This window comes from Bordetella flabilis (assembly GCF_001676725.1).
Classification (GTDB): Bacteria; Pseudomonadota; Gammaproteobacteria; order Burkholderiales; family Burkholderiaceae_B; genus Bordetella_C; species Bordetella_C flabilis.
In genome coordinates, this window is record NZ_CP016172.1 from 1,455,455 (window position 1) to 1,476,816 (window position 21,362).

Genomic DNA, 21,362 nt, shown 5'->3' on the forward strand with positions numbered 1-21,362 from the left:
GCCGGCTCACGCATAGAACTCGGCGGGCATCGGCTTGCCCAGGTAATAGCCTTGCCCGTAACGGCACCCCCGCTTCAGCAGCATGTCGACATGGGCGTGCGATTCCACGCCTTCGGCTACGGTCTGCATGTTCAGGCTCGTGCCCAGCGCGATGATCGCATCCACGATGGAACCGGCATCGGGGTTTTGCACGAAAGACTTATCGATTTTCAGTGAATCGATGGGAAAGCGCTGGAGCTGCGACAGCGACGCGTACCCCGTGCCGAAGTCATCCAGTGCGATGCCGACGCCGGCGTCATGCAATACCCGCAGGGCGTCTTCCACCGCATCGGCGCCCTGCCCAAGGTAGACGCTTTCCGTGATTTCCAGGTTGAGCTGTGCCGGACTCAAACCGTACTCACCGAGCAGGCCCAGGATATGGGCGGCCAAGTCTACGGGGTAGAACTGCGCCGCGGCGACATTGACCGATACCCGCTTGAAGTCGAAACCTTTATCCATCCACGTGCGCATCTGGGCGAAGGCGCCACGCAAGGCTTCGTCGCCCAACTGCGGCGCCAGCACCTGGTCATCGAACGCCGCGCTGAAATGGCTGGGGGGCAAGATACCCTTTTCCGGCCGCGACCAGCGCATCAGTGCCTCGAAGCCCGACAGCACCTGCGTCTGCATATCGTAGATGGGTTGGTAATAGAGGATGAATTCCTGGCGCTCGATGCCGCGGCGCACGTCGCGCAGGAGCTGTACGCGTTCCTGCAGCTTGTTGCGCATATCGGGTTCGAACACGACGGTCCGGTCGCCTCCCGATTTCTTGGCCTGATAGAGGGCGATATCGGTGCTGCGCACCAACTGGTCGGCATCGGCGGCCTGGGCGGGCGCCTCGCACAGCCCGATGCTCACGGACACCGAGAGCGCATGCTCGGCATAGTGCACCGGCTCTTTGAGTTGCAGCCGCAGTTCGTCGACCTGTTCCACCATGCTTTCCATCAATGCGTCGTTGGTGGCCGCGATGACGGTGAACTCGTTGCTGCCGACGCGAGCGACGAAGGTGCCGACGGGGAAATAGGCTGTGATGCGGCGACCGATCTCGGTAAGCAGTTGGTCGCCGGCATGATGACCAATGGTGTCATTGACGTCCTTGAAACCGTCGATGTCGATGGCGGTAAGAACAATGCGGTCGCGGCGCCCAAAATGCCGTCCCAGTTCGAGCAGGAAGGCGCCCCTGTTCGGCAAACCGGTCAGTTTGTCCGTATATGCGAGTTCATGGAACCGTCGTTGCGACTCCACCTCGTCGGTAATGTCCTCGACCAGGCCGTGTACCCGAACCACCTTGCCGTCGTGGAACTCCGGCTCGGCCAGCACATGTATCCAGCGCGAGGAGCCGTCCAGCCGCTGTATGCGCCGGCGGGAATCGTAGCCCTTGCCTTCGCGTATGAGCCGGGCGAAGTCCTCCCGGGTATCGATTAGGGTGTCGCCCGGATAGATGCGGCGCATGATGGTATCCAGGCTGGGCTGCGTGGACGAATCCATGCCATAGATGTCCAGCACTTGTTCACTGAGCATCAACTGACCGGTGGCCACGTTGTATTCCCAGCCGCCGACCTTCGCCAGCCGGAAGGCACGCGCCAGCAATTGTTCCCGGCGACGCACATCCGCCAGGGTCTTGCGACCGCGCAGGGCCTCGCTGGCGACTGCGGCGAAGTCCTGCAATCGCCCGCCGTCCTCCTCGGAGAACGCGCGGCCTTCCGTGTCGGCGATGCAGAGGGCGCCCACGCGCGAGCCGTCGGCCAGGCTCAGTGGCGCCGCCGCAAAAAAGCCTATGCCCGGCTCGTCGGAACCGGCACGGGACGGACAGAGGGCTGCGCCGGTATTCATCACCACCACCTGCGCACAATGCAGTGCAGGATGGCTCCATCGCGCGAGTTTTTCGGCCGTTTCCGTGTCGAGTCCGTTGGACCATATCGTGGTCGGCACAGTGTCCCGCAGCCACGTTACCGCAAACATCGACACCCCAAAAAAAACGCCTGTAAGGCGGCAGAGTTCCTGCATGCCGGGTACAACTTCACCGGCTTCCATGCCCAGCACGCTGAGCGGAATGGGCGGTTCTTCAGAGCCGATGTTGGAATGAGGCATGGCGCTCATGCTGGGTGCGAATGTCGAGAGGGGATGCGCGGGCGCACCTACACCAGTTTAACGATCTGCTTCATGGGCGCGTTGGCGCGTCCCGGCTTCACACGTTCCCGTTGGGTGGCAGGTTGAGCATCCATCCGGCATTTCGTTTTTCTATCGACCATCCATAAAACTGCGCGATAGCCTGTACATCGCTTTCCGAAACGGGCGGCGTGGTCTCGGGCTGCAGGATCCGGCCGGTCGCGTCGGGCGGCGCGGGCAGGATATGCGCGACCAATCCGCGTGGACCTTCCTGCTGGATGTGCAGCGCGCCACGTGGCGGAAGATCGTGTATGGCCTGGATCAGCCACGTCATCACGACATAGCGGGCGGCGCGGTGCGGCATGACCGGCGCCTCGATGAAATCGTCGATGTGGACTTTCTTCGCGGTGAGCAATAGCTGCGAGAAGGCCAGGCGCCGGCATTCCTGAACGACGGTATCGATCGCCACGGGCGGGCTGTCATCCTGGAACCAGTTGTTCAGCAAACGAATCGCCGCCACGCTGTCGTCCAGCATGGTGTCCAGATCGCCGACGAACGGCGGCGGATCGGTGGCCGCGATCGTTCCTTTGCTGATCGCTTTTTCGAGCAGGACAATGGTCAGCTTGGCGTTGGACAGGGGTTTCAGCGCATCGTGCCGCAGGACCGGAAAGACGTGCGCCAGCACCTTGAACTGGATCCCCTGTATCGCTTGTAGATCGAGTGCGGTGGTCGGCATTATGCTGTTTTGCCTCCGGTCTGGTCGTCGAGCATGCGTTCCAGGACGGACAGGTCCAGGGGTTTTTCCAGCCATACATCGAAGGCGGCCGCCTCGGCCCGTTCGCCGTTGCGGGGCAGGCCGCTCAGGGCAATGATGCGTACCTCGCGCCCGAGAGTTGCCCGGAGTTGAGACGCCAATTCATAGCCATCGAAGTCGGGCAGAACGATATCGGTGATGACGATGTCCGGCCGGTACTCGGCGCATGTGGCAATGGCATCGGCGCCGTTGGCCGTGGTCTTGGCGCCATGGCCGAGCAGCTCGACGAATTCCGAGAGCAGTTCCGACGCCATTTCGTTGTCGTCCACAATCAGGATCTGTAGGCTTTTGTCGGTCATGCTGGCACATTCTCCTGGGGACTGGCGGCTTGGCGGGATGGTGGCGTTGCGGCCGTTTACCCCTGCCGACACGCGGGGAGATCACTCTATCGAAAAACAGGTCCGGACGATGCGGCCCTGGGGGGCTCTGCTGGCCGTAGTGTGACACGATTAACAGAAATCACAGGCGCGCCCGCCAGGCGTCGTTACAAAAGTTTCGCCTTGTTTCGCGACAGTAAGGTTTGGCACGTTGGGAGGGGATTCCGGCACGCCGCGCCGACCCGCGGCCGGAACGGCGCAAGCCGGCCGCGACCGCGGCGCCTCGACCGCTATACGCCTTCCAGGCCGGACCGGATCGCCGATGCCGCCCGGCCTGCCGCGCCATGCAGCGGTGGCAGCGCGTACCGGCCCTCGCGGTACGCCCAACTCGGCCAAAGGGCATGGGCGAGCGCTTCACGGGCCAATGGCGGCTCCACCGGCATGGGCTCGTAGGTTTCCGGCCGCCCGTAGCGGTATTGGACGGGCGCTTTCTGCGGGCCCAGGACCAGCAGACGGTCGCCCTTCAGATAGCCGTAGTTGTCGCCGTACTGCATGATGGCGCGGCCCGGATCGTTTTCCACAGCCGGCCGGGTCAGGTCGCGGCCTAGCATCGGGTGGCGAGTTTCCAGGCCCATCAATGAAAGGAGCGTGGGCGCCAGGTCGACCTGGCTGATGATACGGTCGTCGCGGCGGGCCGCTATGTCCGCGCCCAGAATGACCGACGGAATATGGAAATGACGAACCGGCACCAGGCTGGCGCCGGACACGCGTGAATCATGGTCCGCGGCGATCAGGAAGACGGTGTTGTCCCAGTAGGGAGACTGGCGCGCCTGGTCGAAGAATCGGCCCAGCGCCCAATCGGCGTAGCGGACGGTATTCTCGACGGTCGCGGGATTGCCGTCCGGGACAATGCGGCCGCTCGGATATTCCCAAGGGGTGTGGTTGGAGACGGTGAAGGCCAGGGTGAAGGTGGGCTGGTCTGCATCGGCGCTCAGCAGCCGATGCAACTGGTTGAACATATCCTCGTCGGAGGCGCCCCATGTGCCGATGAACTGCGGATCGACGAATTCCCCGCGATCGACGATATGGTCGAAACCATTGCCCAGGAAGAAGCCCTTCATATTGTCGAAATGCGCCTCGCCGCCGTAGATGAAGCGGGAGTGATAGCCATGCCGGCCCAGCAGGTCGGCCAGGGTGAAGAAGCCCCGTTGCGCGTCCGGTAGCTTGACCACCGCCTGGGCGGGCGTCGGCATGAAGCCCGTGACGACCGCTTCCAGGCCCCGAACGGACCGGGTGCCGGTCGCGTAGGCGCGGGTGAAATTCCATCCCTGCTCCGACAGCGCATCCAGGCATGGCGTCAGGGCCTGGCCGCCCAGGTTGGCGACATATTGGGCGCCCAGGCTTTCTTCGAGAATGATGACGAGGTTCAGGGGTCGGGCGCGCGGACGTTCCGGCACCTGCAGATGCATGCTGGGGTAGCGTGGGTCGGCGGGCGGCTGCGTCAGTCCGGCGGCCGTCAATACCTGCGCATGCATTTCCTCTTCCGGCATATTGCCGTAAACCGCCGAAGCCGACTTCTCGTTTTTCATGCTGTAGACAGCGTAAAGGACGCTGTACAGGGAGTTCAGCGGCAGCATGTTCAGCATGCCGTCCGCGCAATAGGCGACCGTCGACGGGTTGATGGGACGATGCGCCAGGGTGCCGCGTATGGCCAGTATGCCGACCGCCAGCGCTACCAGGCTGAGCAGCGGCATTTGCCACCAGGTGAGCGGTACGTCGGGGACGGGCGTGCCGAAAAGGCCGTGCCCCGCCCAGGCGGCCAGCGCCACAACGACGAATCCACCCACGACCGGCGCCTTGAATCCACGCCACAACATCCCCGAGACTTCCCGCGGGTGCTTCAGGTACTCAACGAAAAGGCGATTGGGGCGGGCGTCGTATTCCAGGATAAAAGGCGGCGTGGCGACTTCCATGAAGACCAATAACAGCCAGGCACATTGGAACCAGACCGAGGTGATGCTCGCTGCCAGCGGGATATGACCCAGCCAGGGGGAAAAAACCGCCGGCGCAATGGCCAGTACGGCGACCTCGTGGGCGTCAATACGCCAACCGCCGCGAACGATGGGCCACAGGCCTCCGGCGTTGCGCACGCGGTCGTGCTGCCAGGTGGCCAGGGCGAGACGGCTCGCGGTCAGCATTAGCATGGCCGCGATGATGAAAACCAGAGACAACTGCCGCATGGGCTCTCCCGGGCAGGACGGCCGGCGGCCGCGCTGCCCCGTTCAGAATGGCCGATGGCGATCGGATCCACCGGCGCAAGGGTTATGAAGGGGACCTGCTGTCCCGGGCGCAATGTTAATGCGTAACGAGGACGTTCCGCGGCCACCTCGGCACGAAAAATGCGCCCCCTGCGGCCCAGGTTGGGCAAGCTCTGGCATGCCTCTCAAAGGAAAAGGCAAGCATGGCGCGCAAGTACAAGATTCTCGCGGGTATTGGCATAGGGGTGATTTTAGTCCTCGCGGTGGCCGTCGTCCTGTTGGCGACCATGGATTGGAACCGCTTCAAGCCCTTTATCGACAGCAAGGCGTCCGATGCGCTGGGGCGTCCCTTCGCCATCAACGGCGACCTGCAGGTGGACTGGCGGCGTCCCGAGGGCGAGCAGGGCTGGCGCGCGTGGATACCATGGGCGCATGTGACTGCGCACGATATTTCCATCGGGAATACCGACTGGGGCCGCGCGCCCAATTTCGCGACGCTGAAGCAGGTCCAGTTCCGCATTGCCTTGCTGCCGCTGCTGTCCCATCGCGTGGTGCTGCGGCAAATCCAGTTGGGCGAACCATCGGTCGACCTCGAACGCCGCGCCGATGGCAAGGCCAATTGGGAGTTCACCCGCGACGACACGGGCGAACCGTCGGCCTGGGTGTTGGACGTAAACGAAATCGGCTTCGACAAGGGGCGTGTCGGCTACCTGGATGAAACCCGCCAGGCTGATGTGCAGGTCGTGATCGACCCCTTGGGCAAGCCCATATCGATTGCCAATCTTGCGGGAGCTGCGCTGGCGCCGAAGCAGGCTGGCGACGCTGGGCCGGGCGAGGGGCCGCCACCGGCGCGGCAAGGCGGACGGGATGGTGAGACGCCGCAGGATGGCCAGGCCAGACAGGACGGCCAGCCCCCCCGGGATGGCAATACCCGGCAGGATGGCCAGGCCCCTCGGGACGGGCAGACCGGCCAAGCGGGTGCGGCAAGTCAGGCGCCTCAAGGGAGTGGTACGCCGGGAAATGGTGCGGCCCGGAATGGTACGCCCGCCTACGTCTTCGGCTGGCGCGCCGAAGGCAAATACAAGGGGCTGAAGGTGGCCGGCGAAGGCAAGGTGGGTGGCATGCTGGCCCTGCAGGACGCGAACAATCCCTTCCCCCTGGAGGTCAAGCTGGCGGTGGGCCAGACCAAGGCGTCGGTCGCCGGAACGCTGACCAATCCGATGAACCTGGGGGCGCTGGATCTGCGGCTGACCCTGGCTGGCGCCAGCATGGCCGACCTCTATCCCCTTATCGGGGTTGCGCTGCCCGATACGCCGCCCTATAGCACCGACGGCAGGTTGGTGGCCCGGCTGCAAGCCGCGGAGGGCGCGGTGTACGAGTATCGGAGCTTCAACGGCAAGGTCGGCGACAGCGATATCCATGGCAGCCTGACCTATACCGCCAGCAAGCCGCGGCCCAAATTGCAGGGCAACTTCACCTCCAATCTGCTGCGCTTCGCGGACCTCGGTCCGCTGGTAGGCGCCGACACCGGTGAGACGGGCGGGAAGAAGCGGCCATCGGACAGCGCCAAGGTGGCGCAAGTAGAACGCGCGGCCGGCAAACCGACGGCCGAAACCCCAAGCACACCGGCCGACCAGCCGCCAGGCAAGGCCTTGCCTGTCCAGGAATTCCGCACCGAGCGCTGGAAAGACATGGACGCGGACGTGACGTTGAAGGCCAAGCGCATCGTGCAGACCGCCGAATTGCCGCTGACGGATCTGCAGACCCATGTGGTCCTCCAGGCCGGCGTCCTGTCCCTGGCGCCGCTGCGCTTCGGCATGGCCGGCGGAAGGCTCGATGCCGACATCCGCCTGGACGGCGCCCGAACACCGATGCAGGGGCGTGCCAAGATATCGGCGCGCGGTTTGAAGCTGCAGCAGCTATTTCCCAAGCTCGAAGGCATGAAGCGCAGCCTGGGCGAATTGAATGGCGACGCGGCTCTGAGCGGTACCGGGAATTCCGTGGCGGCGCTGCTGGGGACGGCCACGGGAGAAACCAAGCTGTTGATCAACGATGGCGTGATCAGCAGCAGCCTGATGGAGCTTGCTGGCCTGAATGTGGGGAACTATGTCGTCGCCAAACTCTTCGGCGACGAGGAAGTGCCCATCAATTGCGCGGCCGCCGACGTGAATCTGAAGGACGGGCTGGCCACGCCGGGTCTCTTCGTCTTCGATACCGAGAACGCGCTGGTGAATATCAGCGGTTCGGTCGACTTCAAATCGGAGAAGATGGACCTGGACATTACGCCCCACAGCAAGGGACTGCGCATTATCTCCCTGCGGTCGCCGCTGTATGTGGCCGGGACCCTCAAGGATCCGAAGGCGGGCGTCAAGGTCGGGCCATTGGCCGCGCGGGGAGCCGGCATGGTGGTCCTGGGGGCGGTGCTGACTCCGGCCGCGGGCCTGCTTGCCTTGATCGTGCCGAGCAACAACAGCTCGGCGAACCAGTGCGCGACGATGCTGCAGGAGATCCAGCAGCCGCCCAAGGCGCCCGGGAAATCCAAGGCAGCCCCCGCCAAACCCGCCGCGCCGGGCTCCAAGCGCTAGCATCCGTTTCCGCAATGCGGCACGTTCCGGTTCGCCCGCACAACGAGGCAGGGACCGCGTTCGACCGAGCCTAGCCCACCGCGCGGTCAACGACTCTATAACCGTTCGGGACGCCCGTATCGGCCACACAGGTGAGGTTGCGGCCGTTTTTCTTGGCCTGGTACAGCGCCTTGTCGGCCTCTTTCAGGACGGTATCGATGTCGGTGCCGTGATCGGGATAACGCGCCACGCCAAGGGATATGGTCACGACGCCGCCAGTCGGGTTGGGCGTCGTTTCCATGCTGACGCGCAAGCGCTCGGCGGCGCGGACCGCGTCCTCCAGGGATGTGGCGGGCAACAGCATGGTGAATTCTTCCCCACCCGCCCGGGCCAGGACATCGTTGCTGCGGGAGCCGTGCCGCATGATCGACGCCAGCGCACGTATGACGCCGTCGCCGATATCGTGTCCGTGGTGGTCATTGATGGACTTGAAGTTATCGATGTCGATGACGGCCACGGCGAACGCTATTCCGCTGGAGGCGAATTCCTCGACCGCCTTGGCAAGTCCCCGGCGGTTGAGGAGGGCGGTCAGCGCGTCGGTTGTCGACTCCCGACGCAGATTGCGTATTTTGTGATTGATGCTGCCCAATCCTGTCAGCAGTGCGCGCTTGAGTTGGGCGGCTTCGAAGTACCACGACCTCACCCCACGGATGCGGTCGGAGGCATCCATGTCGTCCATCTGCTTGGCGGCGCTGGCCAGTTGCCAGAGCGGCGTGGCAATGAGTTTGGACAACCAGCCTATGCAGATCAGCAGGACGGCAAGCAAGGGCAGGGTGTTGCGCACGGTCAACCACAGCAGGTCGTCCATGCGTTTCAGCGTGCCGGCGACAGGGCGCTGCGCGATCAGGCCCCATCCGGTCGACTTGACGACGGCATAGCCGGCCAGCATGTCCACTCCTTGCGTATTGATTACTCGCCGTTCCCCGCTCTCGCCATGCATGGTGGCCTGGACAACGGGATTCTGGTCCGCCAATTGACCTATACGCCTGGTGTCGGGATGGTAGATCAGCTTGCCGGTCCGATCGACCACATATAGATAGGAGCCGTCCCGGTAGTAATGCTCGCCGAGCAGGTCGTGCAAGGCGTTTTCCTGGTGCAGGTACAGAGTCCCGGCGATGAAGCCCGCATAGCGACCATCCGGATCGAAAATGGGATGTGAATTCAGGATCACCCAGCGTCCTGTCAGTCCGAAATAGGGCTCGCTTATGGATGGCCGGTGGCTCTGAAGCGCGAGGCGCGCCGCTTCGCTTTCGAGGCGCACGCCCAGCAGGCCCGGGACGGGCGGGTCCACCGCGGTGACGCGGCCTTCGGCATCGACGATGAGGACGGAATTGAAGTGGTCGTTCTGGCGCAGCAGGCGACGCGTTTCCTCGCCCGCCTTCTGTGGATGAGTCGCCATGTCGGAGAGCATGGACGCGCTGTAGGCAAGCTCCTGCTGGACAGTACGGATGAAATTTTCCGTGGTGGTCGCCAGCTTGGCCGCGTAGGCGCGGTTGCCTTGCAGGGTGTTGCTCAACAGCAAATCGCGCTGAACCTGGTAGCTCGCGTAGAAGCTGTTGCCCAGCGCCAACATGACGGAGGCCAGGCAGAGCCACAGGATGAGGCGGCGCAGGTCGATTCGGAACATGGAGGGTCGCGCGACGGGCCGCACGGTTCGCTGCTCTAGGCTGGATTGTTGCGCATAATAACTCCGTCCCCTCCAAAAGGCCGAGGGAGGGATGACTGCCAAAGTGGTATGCGGCTGCCGAGCGGGGCCGGATTTGATCGTTTTGGAAATCCATGTACAATCTCGCCTCTCGGTTGCCACGGGCTCCGGCGGGCAGGTTTTGCCGGGATGCCAGTAGCACAGCGGGCTGTTAGCTCAGTTGGTAGAGCAGCGGACTCTTAATCCGTAGGTCGAGTGTTCGAGCCACTCACAGCCCACCAGAATTCCTCTAGCAATATCAAGTGCCTACGCCGCTCTGTCCAGCGGCGTTTTTTCTGCCTGCCCCCGCTGCTGTGCCAGAAACGTGACAGTCTCCGCATGCGCGGCTATGTGGCTTGGCGCAAGATGGGCGTACTTCTGCACCATCTCGATTGTTTCCCAGCCGCCCAGCTCCTTTAGGACCATCAGCGGCGTGCCGCGCTGCACGTGCCATGACGCCCAAGTGTGGCGTAGGTCGTGCCAGTGGAAATCCTCGATGCCGACCGCCTTGCATGCCCGCTCGAGGTCGCGCCTGTCGTTCTGCGCAATGCGTGCCGTAAGCCGTTCTCCGCGCGTGAAGACCAGCCGGCTTGCCGTCTTCATGCGGCGTTCCAAAATTTCCATTGCGTCATCGTTCAGCGGCACGGTACGTCCACGGCCGGACTTCGCGTCGTCGTGGGCCACCCAGGCGGTGCGCTGCGTCAGCCTGACCTGGCGCGGCGGCAGGCCGAAAAGCTCCCCTTCGCGCATGCCGGTGGCCACGGCCACAATGGCGGCATCCTTCATCCACGGCAGACGCAGGGCCTGCACCAGTTCATAGATCACCTCCGGCGGTTCCCACCTCACACGCTTCTTAGGTTCGATGAAGGCGGGGAACCGGGGTGGTTTGTCGATCCACTCCCATTCGGCGCACAGATTGAGCATGCGCTTGATGGTCGACACATAGCGGTTCAGCGTGGCGCCCTTGAGCGCCGCGGCCGGCTTGTGTTTGTGAACACTGTGCGTGGGCAGATTGTCCGAAATATCGTCGTAGGTCAAAGAGCGAACGTCGCGGCCCTTGAATTTCCCCAGCCAGTATTCGACATGACGAAGCTTTGTGCCGTAGTCGCTTTGACCTTCGCACGCGCGTAGGAACCGGACGGCAGCCTCTTCGAATGCGCGGGCCTGTCGTTCACCGAACTTCTCTTGACGCCAGAGCTGCGCCTTTAATCGGTCGTGGAATTCCTGCGCGGCTTTTTCATCCGCTGTGCCAGTAGATTGTCTAATTCGCGGGCCGCTTGGCGGGCTGATGTTGACCCACCAGATTTCACCGCCATCGCGTCGGTAGATGGACATTCAATTTCTCCACCGACCCGCAGATGTAGCCGGGTCAGATTGGACCGTTTTTCGGTCAGGATCGCAAGTTGGGACGGCCAAACCCGCCAAACGCGGGATCCCGGTATGCGGAAGCCGATCTTGCGGCGGTGGGCAAAGACGGTGCTGTATGACAGGTGCAGCCGCTGGGCAGCTTCCTGCAAGGTGAGGGCTATTTCGTCGGCCTCCATCACGCTGCTCCCTGCGGAACCGTCCGCGCGCCTGCGCCCACATACCCGCCGTGGGCCGCGCAGCGTGATCCGGAGCTCACCGGCTGTGTCCCCTCGGGCTGGTAGGGTCCACACATGGCCAATCGTTGGATCTTGCGGGTGTGCTTAGTCCAGGTTCGACGGCCTAGAGTGGCGGCTTCAACGAAAAGGAGCCTTCCATGTATGTCGTCACAAATTCGGGTCCACGGGACATCAAGCCGGTGGTCAAGCGGCTTTCTACTGGCCAATACATCGGATATATACGCGTCCGCCAGCTGGATCGAATCCACGGGTCCAGCAGGATGGTCTCCGGCCCTGTTGCGACTAAACAAGCCGCATGGCGGCTGGCCGTTCAGGCTATTGCGCGGATGAGGCGACATCGTGATGGATGGCGCGGTCATGTGCCATCCACCTGTACGGCGCCGAGCCGCGCGCCGTAGACGAACATTCCGGCTGGTGTCCCGTGCTGATGAAGCACTCCATCGCGTATCGCTTCCAAGGTCGCCAGCGATACGCGAACCTCCCCCCCTGCTGAATACACTACTGCTCACAGCGCGCGCTCCGCATCCCGCGCCCTGGGCGGCTGAGATATCCCGCCACCCTCCGAGCCAGTACCCAGGCGGGTTTCCGGGCGACTCGATGCGGATATCCCGCCACCCGGGCGAGACAAGGCATCCTGCGCAATCTTGGCGATATGTGGCTGGCTATTCACAGTCCTGCTGCCCGACGCGATATCAGAAATCAGTTGCAGCGCCGACCGCTCGTAGCCATGCCCAACCATTAGAGAATTTCGAATAGTTGGGTCGGCCAGTTCTCCGGAATTTCCGGATAACTGAACTGTCCGGGAAATCCGGATAGTTGCCTCGTCGCCCTGCGCAGCCGGAAGCAAGCATCCCGTGGGGAACATGATGAACTGCTGCGCGGGCGCATCCGTGTCCCTCTGAGCCGCCGGCTCGGAATGGAAATTACCCGCCTGGCCTGGCTCGTTGCTTCTCGTGGTCAGGTTCAGGCGGTCCGTCGCGTGCGGGCAGCGCTTTTTGCCGCAGGTGGGGCACAGCGCCATGCGCATGTTGATCGTGGTGATCGCGTGGCACCAGCACTGCGCCGCGGCGTGCTGCCGCGTTATGGCGGTTTCGTGGTCTATCGGGGTCATTCAGCGATCGCATCGCCAGCATGCTGGGCGTGTGCGCAATATTCTGTCCGATCGTGGCTTGAAAAGCCGCCGGCCCGCGATGCTTCCGGAGCGTGCTTCAGCATTGCGCGATAGACAGCATCCGCTTTACCGCACGTGTCCGGGAAGTCCTCACACCCGCAATGGCATACACCGCTGCGGTCGTATCCCTTTATCTGGCAGGCCCCCATCACGGACATCTTTGACGTCGGCTCAAGCGGCGCGGGCTTCCACCCTGGACATGCCGACTCAGCGTCGGCGCTCTCCTGGGTTTGTTCAGCAGCATTGCCGCATAGCGCGGCGCCGATGTCGGCCAAGGTGAGGATATCAATGACGCCGCCTTTCCCCGCCTCGAAGGCGACTTGTATGGTGTGGAAAAGAGCGCCGGCTTGGCGCAGGACTTCTGCGGCGGCCTCTAAGGCAATTTGTGGCGAGAGTACGGCTTCGTTTGGTGTCGGTGCATTGGCGTGCATATGCGCTGCTCTTTGGACGCTGGTCGCGCCTCCGCGTTGCGTGGATGGTTGGTGATGTTCTGACATGTTGCTCCCTGGTCCAGGAATGGGACGGGGCTACCCCCATCAATCAGTTCGCAGCGAGCATCGGTGGCTTACCAACGGGCTGCTGCATAGATGGGAATATTAGTCACCAGCTAAGCATTGGTCAATAGCGAATGCAATATCGGGGCAGCCGAACGTGGTTTGATGTAGGCCTCACGGATCGAGTGGCAAATAGATCCGGTGCAAGGTTACCTTTGGAGCGGAGTGTCCATCCGTAGATCAAGCGCGTCGCTTGCGACTGTGCGCGCTGGCGGCGATTCCCTCCATCTCTGACACGGCTTTCTGCAGTTCAGTCATCGTGTCTTCACTACGCTCCCATTCCTCGATCATGGCTAACACGCGCTCTTCAATGCGCCCCTTTACGCGATCGGGGAGCGCCGAAAACCTGCTCGGCGCTATGTCGATAAACGGCCATTTCGTCCTAGCATCCTCTGGATCAGTGTCCATCCAGCCTAACGGCTTCCCTAGGTGCTCCTCGATCTTCCGCGCCATCGTCGCCCCCATCTCTTTGGGGCGGCCGGTAGCACTGCTGATAGATCCGTTAAGGATCTGGGAGTAAGTGGAATCGCGGTCCTGCTTGCCGGTCGCCCGATTTAGAGCGGCGATTGATCCCGTCTCCTGGACCAACATTCGAAGCCTTTGTAGGCGGATCTGCGCAGCGGTTTTCATATTCCCTCTGTGTAGCGGTTCGCTAACCACATCTTAGCAGGCAGCTATTGACTTATGGCTTAGTCGACTGCTAAGCTTTCGCTCATGAACCTCTCTCAACTCTATGAGTCATTGACCCCGGCCGAAAGGCTTGCGTTTGCGGACGCCGCCGGCCTCAATTCAGGCTACCTCTGGCAGATCGCAACGAGGTGGAGAGGGAAGCGTCCCAGCTTGGAAGTAATCAAGCGCCTTACATCTGCAGACGCTCGGCTCTCGCTACTCGACGTATTGGACGAGTTCACAGAGGCACCAAGAAGCTGGCGCCATGCCGCTAGTCAAACAGCCCCCGTGGCTAACGATGAATCGTCTCAATCCGGTGGTGCGGCAACGTTGCCGCACCATACAACGGACACGGCGCTGCCTCCATTCCAGTCAGCGGCAGGAGTTCCTATGCCGTAACGATAACGCCCCTTTGCTCCGGGGAAATGTCACGGGCCTGTATGGGCTTCAGAGCGAAAACACGCGGAGTAACCCAGCGGCCGCACAAAACGGGTACCAGGCGAGCCGAGATTCGGCGGCGGTGCAACTCCGTTACGACCTGGGAGGTTGGCGAACATCGAGACCTCGGGATGCGTGGAGGGTCGCAACGGCCACGCAGAAAGTCGATGCGCCCGTAATGGGCGGTGAGCCTGAGCCAACCGATCCTCCGTCACGGGGGGTAGGGGGGGCTCGGGTGAAATGGTGAAAGGAAAACAGATATGGACAACAGAGAAGACCTATCCGCGCGTAGCCATACGTCCAGCGAACTTATCGGCAGCGACATTGGCTCGAAGCCTTTCATCATCTACACGGACGGCGGGTGCGATCCTAACCCGGGCATCGGGGGATGGGGCTGGCATCGAGACGATGGCGCCTCAGGCCATGGTGGTCAAGCGCAGACAACGAATAACCGAATGGAGCTCACCGCGATTCTAGAAGCACTGAAGAGCTTGCCGACCGGCGCTATGGCAGTCATCTATAGCGATTCGCAGTACAGCGTGAAAGGGCTGACGGTATGGTCAAAAGGCTGGGCAGCAAAGAATTGGATGAAAAAGGGCTCCCCCATGCTAAATCGAGATCTATGGGTCGCGCTCGAGGAGCAAAAGCAGCGAGTTTTCGCCAATTTCAAATGGGTGCGAGGCCATAACGGCGATCCAGGAAACGAGCGAGCTGACCGTTTGGCGGCAATAGGACGGCGGGCAGGATTCGAGCGCACTGGTCGTCATGCCCTCGATCCGCGCGCCTACGGGACGACACACACGTTATCTCACACCATCAGCGACGTCGCTGCAGCCAATCTTTCAACGACTTGATCTCGCGCGTTTGCGCCACGCCTCTGTTCTTGCGCACGCCAATGGACTGCAATTTGCGTCGCAGGCTTTCGGGCAACTGGTCGAACGTTAGTGCCCTTTCAAAGGTTTCTTCCGTCCATTCCGGATTGTCAGCGTCGGGCGCGCTATCAAATTTTCTGCCCATACGTTTCCGCCGGTACATTCGTACCTGGGTTTAAGCAATGGCGTGTCACGCCGGCGTGTGCGTCTTCAGCCAGTCCTTAAGCGCATTGTCGATGCGCGAATGCCAGCCGTCGCCAGTGGCCCGGAACGTGTCCACAACATCGGGCGACAGGCGCATGGTCACGACGCGCTTTGTCGGCGCCTTCTGCGGCCCGCGTCGGCGCACTGGTGGCGTCTTGTCGAAAAAGGCGTTAACCGCCGCGTCGTCGTTTGGATCATACGGGTCCGTCGTGCGGTCATGCGCAATGGGCGCATCGGCCGCCGCTTCGGCCTTGACCCGTTCCCAATCAGTTTTTCCGTGCTTCTTCATAGCGCTTTCGCTCCGTTTTCGAGGCGCGGCGCATCGAGATTGCACGCACCGCATTGCCGCGAACTACATAGACCAGAACCAGAACAACCCCAGCAACCTCAACCATCGCAATGTCCATGAACCGGTCTTCCAGACTGTCGGCCCGATTGGTCGGCCATGTCACTTTGCCCGGGTTCTCGTAGACCAGCATAGCGTCAGCCAGAGAGATGCCGTGTTTGGCGATGTTGCGGGCGTCTTTGGCCGGGTCGAATTCGAGTTCCATGGAGCAAATCATATTGCGGATTTGTATCCACGTCAAGCAAATCATATTGCGGATTTGATGGGACAAACCCTATGACGCGGCGGCGCAACGCTACCGCGCAGAAGCCGGCCGCCAAGGCGCTGCCGAGTCCGCTTGAGGAATTGCTGGCGCTGCAAATCCGCGCCGCCAAGTTTGAGTCGCCCGTCCGTGAATACCGCTTCATGCCCGGCCGCCGCTGGCGCTTCGACTTCGCATGGCCAGCCGAGAAGCTTGCGGTCGAAATCGAGGGTGGCGTGTGGAACGGTGGCCGTCATACGCGCGGCGCCGGTTTCGTAAAGGACACCGAGAAATACAACGCCGCCATGCTCGCCGGCTGGCGCGTTCTCCGATTCACCGGGAAAGACGTGAAGTCCGGGCGCGTCTTGAAGCTGCTGGGCGAATTGCTCCAGCCGCGCCCGTATTCGCCCGGGTACATCTGACCACACTACCCAGGAGCATCAATGCCTCATCCCGACAACCAATCCTTTTCAAGACTGATCGGCCAAACGGAAGCGCCCAGCGGCGAGGTTTTCGAACACGTGGAGATTTTGCTTTATATCGCGGACTCCATCGCTGAAAGGGTCGAGCAGCTACGAGTACGGCTCGCCCCTGTTTCGCGCCCAACTACCGAGTCCGCGAGCAGAAGCCAGCCGACGCAGCTTCCCGAAACGGAGGTGGCGCGCAAGATGTTCGAAGTCGGCGAGCGGTTGCGTAATACGCAGCTGGCTCTTCAAAAGATCGACCGCGCTTTGGAATTGCCGGGTGGTTCGCCTGCGCTCTCCTTCCTCTGATCGACATTGACCCATCGTCGCCGCGCCATGGTGGCGCGCGGCATTTCTAAGGAGCAACCATGTACACCATCACACCCACCGTTGGCCGAATCGTTCACTTCTATCCGTCCGCACAGCAAAGCATGCTGGACACAATCGAAAGCATCGTTGGCTTCGGCATGCACGGCCCTGGCCCGCTGGCTGCAATCATCGCTAAGGTCAACGCGCCGGATAACGTCAACCTGACGGTCTTTGACGCGAAGGGACAAACCCACGCATGTGAAAACGTTCCGCTCTGGGATGGCAATAGCACGCCGCCCGCCGCGGGAACCGAGTACGCGCGATGGATGGACTATCAGCTTGGGCAGGCAGCCATGTCTGCGCACGATGTCGAAGTTGCGGCACTTCAGCGTGCCACGCTCGCGCCCGCCGGACTCTTTGGCGGCATGACTGCGTCGGTATCCGTGGATGCCCACGTCATCAAGGCACAGCCCGAAGGGCAAGACCAGCCCACAACCTGATGACACAGGCCGGCGGCGCGCAGGCGCCCCGGCCATTGGAGGAACCATGCAAGACGAACAGCAACCGTCCGGCCTTCTGGGCAACGAGGATATCGACGCCGCTATCCAGGGCATGACGTTCACCATGATCCCGGATACGCACGTCACCATTTGCACGCTCACGCTGCGCAATGGCTTTCACGTCACGGGGGAATGTTCCCCTGTCAGCCCATTGGGTTTCAACGTACACGCCGCGCGCACCATCGCGTACAGCAACGCACGGGAGAAGGTCTGGTTGTTGGAAGGATACCTACATGCATACCTACATGCCGAGCGTGCATCCGAAGCCGCACCACGCGCAAACCCGGAAGGAACCGAGAATGGCGATAGTTGTCCCGATTGATCGGAATGCGCAGATAGTCGCCCGGCTGGCGGACGGATGCACGATCGCACACGTAGGGCAGCAATTCGGCCTGTCAGCCCCGGACGTGCGCCGCATCTTCATCGCGGAAGTCCACAAGGGCAACAAGCGGGCAGCGCACGCAGACGCAGCGAACTCCCCGTTTACGGACAAGGCAGGGGTCCGCATCAAGGAACTACTCAATCGTCACGCAATGGTGCTGCCCACCGCTGTCCGAGTCGCAGCCCTGCGCGCAGCAGAGGTATACCCTACGCTGTACGCAATACTGGGAATCGAGAAAGGGGCATAACGATGGCGGGCAAACCGAAGTACCACGAGGACGTCGCAAAGCTGCGCGGACACCTGGACGAATGGATCGACATGCAATCCGAGGGATTACCCGCTCGTGTGATCGCGGAAAAGCTGGGCGTGTCGAAGTCTTCGCTCTGGAAATTGGCGGAGGAAGATGCCGACATCGGAGCAGCGCTCTCGCGTGCGCGCACGCGGGCCGCATTCGCCCTGGTCGAGGAAGCATCGGACCTGATCGACGACGCGCCCCTGGTCGCCGAGGCGCTGCGCAAGGCCGACATGCAGGCCAAGGCGCGATTCTGGCGGGCTGAACGGCTGAACCGTGAGCAGTTCGGCCAGCGCGTCGAGGGCGGCGTAACCATCAACCTCAATGCCCTGCACCTGGATGCAGTACGCGCGCTGTCTGCGGGCCGTACAGGGGCATTGCCGGCCGCTCAGGCAGTGGAGATACCTGCGCTTCCTGCGCCTGCTGAACACGCTGGCGAGTAGCGACGCGCAGCATTCAGGGCGGCATGATGTAAGCCTCTTAAAAGGGCTTTACAAACCAAGGCACCAGCGCGCAGAATGCCCCATCACAACGATGCGAACGAGGGGCGGAGCAGGGCGCGGCGCGGCATTCGGTAGGCGCGCGGCCCAGGTGCGGCAACGTTGCCGGACCCCCCCGGGGTGGGCACCATGGCGGGGCAGTCCTATGGCCTCTCCCACACTCACGTTCCCGTCGATTCCCCCGAAAATTTTTTGAGGAAATTTCGACGTGACGATTCCGCGCAAGGCTCACGCAGCGCAGTACCAGGGGAGCAATCACGACGAGGTCGACGCGGTTGCGCGCAAGGCCAAGCCTGCGGGATATTCCCCCTCGTTCAGCAGCATCCATACGACGCCAGATGGCATTTCGGTCCCACAGGGGCATTGGCTCGTGATCGATGACCAGGGCGGCGCCAACGTGTACCCGGACCATGTTTACCAAGCGCTGTATGGGACGGAATCCAATCCCTTCGGCAACATGAGCAAACAGGATGCCGAGCGCCTGGCGCGCATGCAGGAGGTCGAGTTGGGCGACAACGACAGACCGGCGGGTGCGCGAGAGGTCGGGACGCGTGAGCTGATAGACCAACTGCGGTATCACTTCCGGAAGGTCGGCGAGCTCATGCCGCTGTTGAACCCCGAGAAGATGAAAAGCACGGTCGTCATGGACGGTCAGGAAATGACGATGGCCGAGTGCGTCGGTATCGTGCAGTCCACGTTCGCGCGCACGATGGACTTTTTTGAAAAGGAAGCCCAGGCCAAGGGAAAAATCGGGCCCCGCAAAGGGGACCTGCACTGATGGCCAGCTACGGATACACCCGCGTATCGACCGTCGACCAGGTCGACAACACCAGTCTGGACGAGCAGGAGCGGCGCATACGTGCAGTTGCGCTCTACCACGACGACGAACTGGCCGAGGTCATCGCCGATGCCGGCGTGTCGGGCGCCAAGCCTCTTGAGGACCGCCCGGGGGGCGCCAAGTTGCTCAAGCGGTTGAAGAAGGGCGACACGATCATCGTTGCGAAGCTCGATCGTGCATTCCGCGACGCGGCGGATGCCCTGGCCAAGTCGAAACTCTGGAAAGAGCAGGGCATCAAGCTCATCGTGGCCGACATGGGTACGGAGCCCGTGACGGAGAACGGCATGGCGAAGTTCATGTTCACGATCCTCGCCGCGGTGGCCGAAATGGAGCGCGAGCGGATCCTTGAGCGGACCGCCGAGGGTCGGCGCGCGAAGAAAGCGAAGGGCGGCCACATCGGGGGCACGGCGCCGTTCGGCTTTCGCAAGGAGGGCGCCGGCCGTGACGCGGTGCTGGTGCCCGAGCCCAAAGAGCAGGCAGCCATCAAAACCATTCTCACCTCGAAGATGGAAGGCTACAGCCTGCGGGACATCGCGCAGATGGTACGCATCAAGCACGACATCGCCATTTCCCACGTCGCCGTCCAGCGCATCCTCGCGCAGCAGCCGGCGTAAGCGTCCCTCCGCCCCGGCTTATCCACAGGGGAGCCCCCACAGAATCGGGGGCATGAATCAACCCAATCCGTTTCTCGACTTCATCGCCACGTACCGCGATGACCCTGTCGGATTCGTGCGTGAAGTGCTGCACGTCGAGCCAGACGAATGGCAATGCACGGCGTTGGACGCGCTCACCAAGCACCGGAAAATCTCCATTCGTTCGGGCCATGGCGTCGGGAAGTCGACCTTCGCCGCCTGGGCGATGCTCTGGTACTTCCTGACCCGGTACACGGTCAAGATTCCGGTGACGGCGCCGAGCAGCTCGCAGCTATACGACGCGCTTTTCGCCGAGCTGAAGCGGTGGATTGCTGAATTGCCGCCGGCGCTGCAGGAGCTGGTAGACCCCCAGTCCGAGCGCATTGAACTCAAGGCCAGCCCGACCGAGGCATTTATCTCCGCCCGGACGGCGCGCGCCGAGAAGCCTGAAGCGCTGCAGGGCGTGCATGCCGATTACGTCATGCTGGTGGCGGACGAGGCGTCCGGCGTACCCGAGGCGGTTTTCGAGGCGGCCATTGGATCGATGTCCGGTGATAACGCCATCACCATCCTGTTGGGAAACCCTACCCGCACAAGCGGGTACTTCTACGACACCCACAACAAGAACCGGGCCCAGTGGTTCACCATGCGCGTGTCCTGCGAGGACAGCAAGCGCGTTTCCCGGGACTTTATCCGCGAGGTCGCGGAAACCTACGGCGAGGAATCCAACGCGTACCGTGTGCGCGTCCTGGGCGAGTTCCCCCGATCCGACGACGACACCATCATCCCGCTGGCGCTCGTCGAGGACGCGATGTCGCGTGACATCCAGCCGGTCGCGACGGCGCCCATCGTGTGGGGCGTCGACGTGGCGCGTTTTGGCGACGATGCCTCGGCCTTGGCGAAGCGCCAGGCCAATGCCCTCATCGAGCCAGTGCGCAAGTGGACCAAGCTGGACACCATGCAGACCGCGGGCCTGGTGAAAGCCGAATGGGACGCCACGCCAGTAGAGCGGCGCCCGGTGGAAATCCTGGTCGACGTGATCGGCCTGGGCGCCGGTGTCGTCGATCGCCTGCGCGAGCTCGATTTGCCGGTGCGCGGCATCAATGTGTCCGAAGTGCCGTCGATTTCGGCGACATACCGCAACCTGCGGACGGAATTGTGGTTCAAGGCCAAGGCGTGGTTTGAGGCGCGGGATTGCGTCATGCCGAAGGACGAGGCGCTATGCGCGGATCTGGTGTCCGTGCGGTATCTCCCCCCGGATTCCGCCGGCAGGATCGCCGCGGAGTCGAAGGACCAGACCAAGAAGCGCCTCCGGCGATCCCCTGACCTGGGCGACGCATTCATTCTGACCTTTGCGAGCGACGCCGCGACGGCGTTACACGGCGGCGCCTACTCGACAAGCTGGAAAAAGCCCCTCCGGCGAAACTTATCCACAGCCTAAGCC

22 protein-coding genes and 1 tRNA gene are annotated in these 21,362 nt (G+C 62.4%); 11 read left to right on the forward strand and 12 right to left on the reverse strand.

Going from position 1 to position 21,362, the window contains the following annotated elements; all coding sequences use genetic code 11:
- Nucleotides 1-6: 6 nt before the first annotated feature.
- The 4 genes from BAU07_RS06330 to BAU07_RS06345 form a co-directional block, all read right to left on the reverse strand.
- Complete coding sequence (locus BAU07_RS06330) at nt 7-2,127, reverse strand: sensor domain-containing phosphodiesterase (RefSeq protein ID WP_066655075.1); 2,121 nt, start codon at nt 2,125-2,127, stop codon at nt 7-9.
- A gap of 97 nt (nt 2,128-2,224) precedes the next feature.
- On the reverse strand, nt 2,225-2,881 hold the full coding sequence (locus BAU07_RS06335; RefSeq protein WP_066655077.1) for a hypothetical protein: 657 nt from the start codon (nt 2,879-2,881) through the stop codon (nt 2,225-2,227).
- Entirely contained in the window at nt 2,881-3,258 is a 378-nt protein-coding gene (locus BAU07_RS06340; RefSeq protein ID WP_066655079.1) for a response regulator, read from the reverse strand. Before BAU07_RS06340 ends, BAU07_RS06335 begins: the two co-directional genes overlap by 1 nt.
- Before the next feature lie 308 nt (nt 3,259-3,566).
- Nucleotides 3,567-5,516: an LTA synthase family protein gene (locus tag BAU07_RS06345; RefSeq protein ID WP_066655081.1), complete on the reverse strand. Its 1,950-nt coding sequence runs from the start codon at nt 5,514-5,516 to the stop codon at nt 3,567-3,569.
- 221 nt (nt 5,517-5,737) lie between these two features.
- Between BAU07_RS06345 and BAU07_RS06350 the strand changes: the two genes are divergently transcribed.
- Nucleotides 5,738-8,119 carry an AsmA family protein gene (locus tag BAU07_RS06350; protein WP_066655084.1) on the forward strand — a complete coding sequence of 794 codons (2,382 nt, stop codon included), beginning with the start codon at nt 5,738-5,740 and terminating at the stop codon, nt 8,117-8,119.
- A gap of 70 nt (nt 8,120-8,189) precedes the next feature.
- On the opposite strand, the gene BAU07_RS06355 is transcribed toward BAU07_RS06350, so the two are convergent.
- Nucleotides 8,190-9,785 carry a sensor domain-containing diguanylate cyclase gene (locus BAU07_RS06355; protein WP_066655086.1) on the reverse strand — a complete coding sequence of 532 codons (1,596 nt, stop codon included), beginning with the start codon at nt 9,783-9,785 and terminating at the stop codon, nt 8,190-8,192.
- A gap of 223 nt (nt 9,786-10,008) precedes the next feature.
- Here BAU07_RS06355 and BAU07_RS06360 point away from each other — a divergent pair.
- A tRNA-Lys gene (locus tag BAU07_RS06360) sits at nt 10,009-10,084 on the forward strand.
- A 25-nt stretch (nt 10,085-10,109) separates the two neighbouring features.
- Here the strand turns inward: BAU07_RS06360 and BAU07_RS06365 are convergent.
- The 4 genes from BAU07_RS06365 to BAU07_RS06380 all read right to left on the reverse strand — a co-directional run bounded on the left by BAU07_RS06365 (nt 10,110) and on the right by BAU07_RS06380 (nt 13,801).
- Nucleotides 10,110-11,177 carry a tyrosine-type recombinase/integrase gene (locus BAU07_RS06365; protein WP_066655088.1) on the reverse strand — a complete coding sequence of 356 codons (1,068 nt, stop codon included), beginning with the start codon at nt 11,175-11,177 and terminating at the stop codon, nt 10,110-10,112.
- Between the two features lie 774 nt (nt 11,178-11,951).
- Nucleotides 11,952-12,557: a hypothetical protein gene (locus tag BAU07_RS06370; protein ID WP_066655090.1), complete on the reverse strand. Its 606-nt coding sequence runs from the start codon at nt 12,555-12,557 to the stop codon at nt 11,952-11,954.
- Nucleotides 12,554-13,048 carry a hypothetical protein gene (locus BAU07_RS06375; RefSeq protein WP_066655094.1) on the reverse strand — a complete coding sequence of 165 codons (495 nt, stop codon included), beginning with the start codon at nt 13,046-13,048 and terminating at the stop codon, nt 12,554-12,556. The genes BAU07_RS06370 and BAU07_RS06375 overlap by 4 nt, the downstream gene beginning before the upstream one ends.
- Nucleotides 13,049-13,351: 303 nt before the next feature.
- The gene (locus BAU07_RS06380) at nt 13,352-13,801 is read right to left on the reverse strand and encodes a hypothetical protein (RefSeq protein WP_157122043.1); all 450 of its coding nucleotides are present in this window, start codon (nt 13,799-13,801) and stop codon (nt 13,352-13,354) included.
- Between the two features lie 737 nt (nt 13,802-14,538).
- Here BAU07_RS06380 and BAU07_RS26680 point away from each other — a divergent pair.
- On the forward strand, nt 14,539-15,132 hold the full coding sequence (locus tag BAU07_RS26680; protein WP_084025424.1) for a ribonuclease H family protein: 594 nt from the start codon (nt 14,539-14,541) through the stop codon (nt 15,130-15,132).
- On the opposite strand, the gene BAU07_RS27080 is transcribed toward BAU07_RS26680, so the two are convergent.
- Genes BAU07_RS27080 through BAU07_RS06395 form a run of 3 tightly spaced genes read right to left on the reverse strand, consistent with a single transcriptional unit; the run spans nt 15,095 to nt 15,905 of the window.
- On the reverse strand, nt 15,095-15,295 hold the full coding sequence (locus BAU07_RS27080) for a hypothetical protein (protein ID WP_066655098.1): 201 nt from the start codon (nt 15,293-15,295) through the stop codon (nt 15,095-15,097). The two genes, BAU07_RS26680 and BAU07_RS27080, sit on opposite strands and share 38 nt — an antisense overlap.
- A 45-nt stretch (nt 15,296-15,340) precedes the next feature.
- Nucleotides 15,341-15,643 carry a BrnA antitoxin family protein gene (locus tag BAU07_RS06390; RefSeq protein ID WP_066655100.1) on the reverse strand — a complete coding sequence of 101 codons (303 nt, stop codon included), beginning with the start codon at nt 15,641-15,643 and terminating at the stop codon, nt 15,341-15,343.
- Nucleotides 15,621-15,905 (reverse strand): BrnT family toxin, encoded by a 285-nt coding sequence (locus tag BAU07_RS06395; RefSeq protein WP_066664950.1) that lies wholly within the window; start codon nt 15,903-15,905, stop codon nt 15,621-15,623. The genes BAU07_RS06390 and BAU07_RS06395 overlap by 23 nt, the downstream gene beginning before the upstream one ends.
- 71 nt (nt 15,906-15,976) lie before the next feature.
- Here BAU07_RS06395 and BAU07_RS06400 point away from each other — a divergent pair, with 71 nt between their 5' ends.
- The 8 genes from BAU07_RS06400 to BAU07_RS06435 all read left to right on the forward strand — a co-directional run bounded on the left by BAU07_RS06400 (nt 15,977) and on the right by BAU07_RS06435 (nt 21,359).
- Nucleotides 15,977-16,363, forward strand: a complete 387-nt coding sequence (locus tag BAU07_RS06400; protein WP_066655102.1) for a PDDEXK family nuclease — start codon at nt 15,977-15,979, stop codon at nt 16,361-16,363.
- A 21-nt stretch (nt 16,364-16,384) separates the two neighbouring features.
- The gene (locus tag BAU07_RS06405) at nt 16,385-16,714 is read left to right on the forward strand and encodes a hypothetical protein (RefSeq protein ID WP_066655103.1); all 330 of its coding nucleotides are present in this window, start codon (nt 16,385-16,387) and stop codon (nt 16,712-16,714) included.
- A gap of 59 nt (nt 16,715-16,773) precedes the next feature.
- Nucleotides 16,774-17,214 (forward strand): hypothetical protein, encoded by a 441-nt coding sequence (locus BAU07_RS06410; protein ID WP_066655105.1) that lies wholly within the window; start codon nt 16,774-16,776, stop codon nt 17,212-17,214.
- Nucleotides 17,215-17,260: 46 nt separating this feature from the next.
- On the forward strand, nt 17,261-17,596 hold the full coding sequence (locus BAU07_RS26685) for a Gp49 family protein (RefSeq protein ID WP_084025426.1): 336 nt from the start codon (nt 17,261-17,263) through the stop codon (nt 17,594-17,596).
- Between the two features lie 309 nt (nt 17,597-17,905).
- Nucleotides 17,906-18,391: a terminase small subunit-like protein gene (locus BAU07_RS06420; RefSeq protein WP_066655108.1), complete on the forward strand. Its 486-nt coding sequence runs from the start codon at nt 17,906-17,908 to the stop codon at nt 18,389-18,391.
- A gap of 265 nt (nt 18,392-18,656) precedes the next feature.
- Complete coding sequence (locus BAU07_RS06425) at nt 18,657-19,226, forward strand: hypothetical protein (protein WP_066655110.1); 570 nt, start codon at nt 18,657-18,659, stop codon at nt 19,224-19,226.
- Nucleotides 19,226-19,900, forward strand: coding sequence for a recombinase family protein (locus BAU07_RS06430; RefSeq protein ID WP_066655111.1), 675 nt, complete (start codon nt 19,226-19,228; stop codon nt 19,898-19,900). The genes BAU07_RS06425 and BAU07_RS06430 overlap by 1 nt, the downstream gene beginning before the upstream one ends.
- A 52-nt stretch (nt 19,901-19,952) precedes the next feature.
- Entirely contained in the window at nt 19,953-21,359 is a 1,407-nt protein-coding gene (locus BAU07_RS06435; protein WP_066655112.1) for a terminase large subunit domain-containing protein, read from the forward strand.
- Nucleotides 21,360-21,362 lie beyond the last annotated feature (3 nt).

Excerpts from the sequence above, each read along its gene's own strand:
- BAU07_RS06370 (WP_066655090.1), bottom strand. The coding sequence starts at position 12,557 with ATGACCCCGATAGACCACGAAACCGCCATAACGCGGCAGCACGCCGCG.
- BAU07_RS06390 (WP_066655100.1), bottom strand. The coding sequence starts at position 15,643 with ATGAAGAAGCACGGAAAAACTGATTGGGAACGGGTCAAGGCCGAAGCG.
- BAU07_RS06430 (WP_066655111.1), top strand. The coding sequence starts at position 19,226 with ATGGCCAGCTACGGATACACCCGCGTATCGACCGTCGACCAGGTCGAC.
- BAU07_RS06330 (WP_066655075.1), bottom strand. The coding sequence starts at position 2,127 with ATGCCTCATTCCAACATCGGCTCTGAAGAACCGCCCATTCCGCTCAGC.
- BAU07_RS06395 (WP_066664950.1), bottom strand. The coding sequence starts at position 15,905 with ATGGAACTCGAATTCGACCCGGCCAAAGACGCCCGCAACATCGCCAAA.
- BAU07_RS06420 (WP_066655108.1), top strand. The coding sequence starts at position 17,906 with ATGGCGGGCAAACCGAAGTACCACGAGGACGTCGCAAAGCTGCGCGGA.
- BAU07_RS06350 (WP_066655084.1), top strand. The coding sequence starts at position 5,738 with ATGGCGCGCAAGTACAAGATTCTCGCGGGTATTGGCATAGGGGTGATT.
- BAU07_RS06340 (WP_066655079.1), bottom strand. The coding sequence starts at position 3,258 with ATGACCGACAAAAGCCTACAGATCCTGATTGTGGACGACAACGAAATG.
- BAU07_RS06410 (WP_066655105.1), top strand. The coding sequence starts at position 16,774 with ATGTACACCATCACACCCACCGTTGGCCGAATCGTTCACTTCTATCCG.
- BAU07_RS06400 (WP_066655102.1), top strand. The coding sequence starts at position 15,977 with ATGACGCGGCGGCGCAACGCTACCGCGCAGAAGCCGGCCGCCAAGGCG.
- BAU07_RS06375 (WP_066655094.1), bottom strand. The coding sequence starts at position 13,048 with ATGCACGCCAATGCACCGACACCAAACGAAGCCGTACTCTCGCCACAA.
- BAU07_RS06365 (WP_066655088.1), bottom strand. The coding sequence starts at position 11,177 with ATGTCCATCTACCGACGCGATGGCGGTGAAATCTGGTGGGTCAACATC.
- BAU07_RS06435 (WP_066655112.1), top strand. The coding sequence starts at position 19,953 with ATGAATCAACCCAATCCGTTTCTCGACTTCATCGCCACGTACCGCGAT.
- BAU07_RS26685 (WP_084025426.1), top strand. The coding sequence starts at position 17,261 with ATGCAAGACGAACAGCAACCGTCCGGCCTTCTGGGCAACGAGGATATC.
- BAU07_RS06345 (WP_066655081.1), bottom strand. The coding sequence starts at position 5,516 with ATGCGGCAGTTGTCTCTGGTTTTCATCATCGCGGCCATGCTAATGCTG.
- BAU07_RS06380 (WP_157122043.1), bottom strand. The coding sequence starts at position 13,801 with ATGAAAACCGCTGCGCAGATCCGCCTACAAAGGCTTCGAATGTTGGTC.
- BAU07_RS06355 (WP_066655086.1), bottom strand. The coding sequence starts at position 9,785 with ATGTTCCGAATCGACCTGCGCCGCCTCATCCTGTGGCTCTGCCTGGCC.
- BAU07_RS27080 (WP_066655098.1), bottom strand. The coding sequence starts at position 15,295 with ATGGGCAGAAAATTTGATAGCGCGCCCGACGCTGACAATCCGGAATGG.
- BAU07_RS06405 (WP_066655103.1), top strand. The coding sequence starts at position 16,385 with ATGCCTCATCCCGACAACCAATCCTTTTCAAGACTGATCGGCCAAACG.
- BAU07_RS26680 (WP_084025424.1), top strand. The coding sequence starts at position 14,539 with ATGGACAACAGAGAAGACCTATCCGCGCGTAGCCATACGTCCAGCGAA.
- BAU07_RS06335 (WP_066655077.1), bottom strand. The coding sequence starts at position 2,881 with ATGCCGACCACCGCACTCGATCTACAAGCGATACAGGGGATCCAGTTC.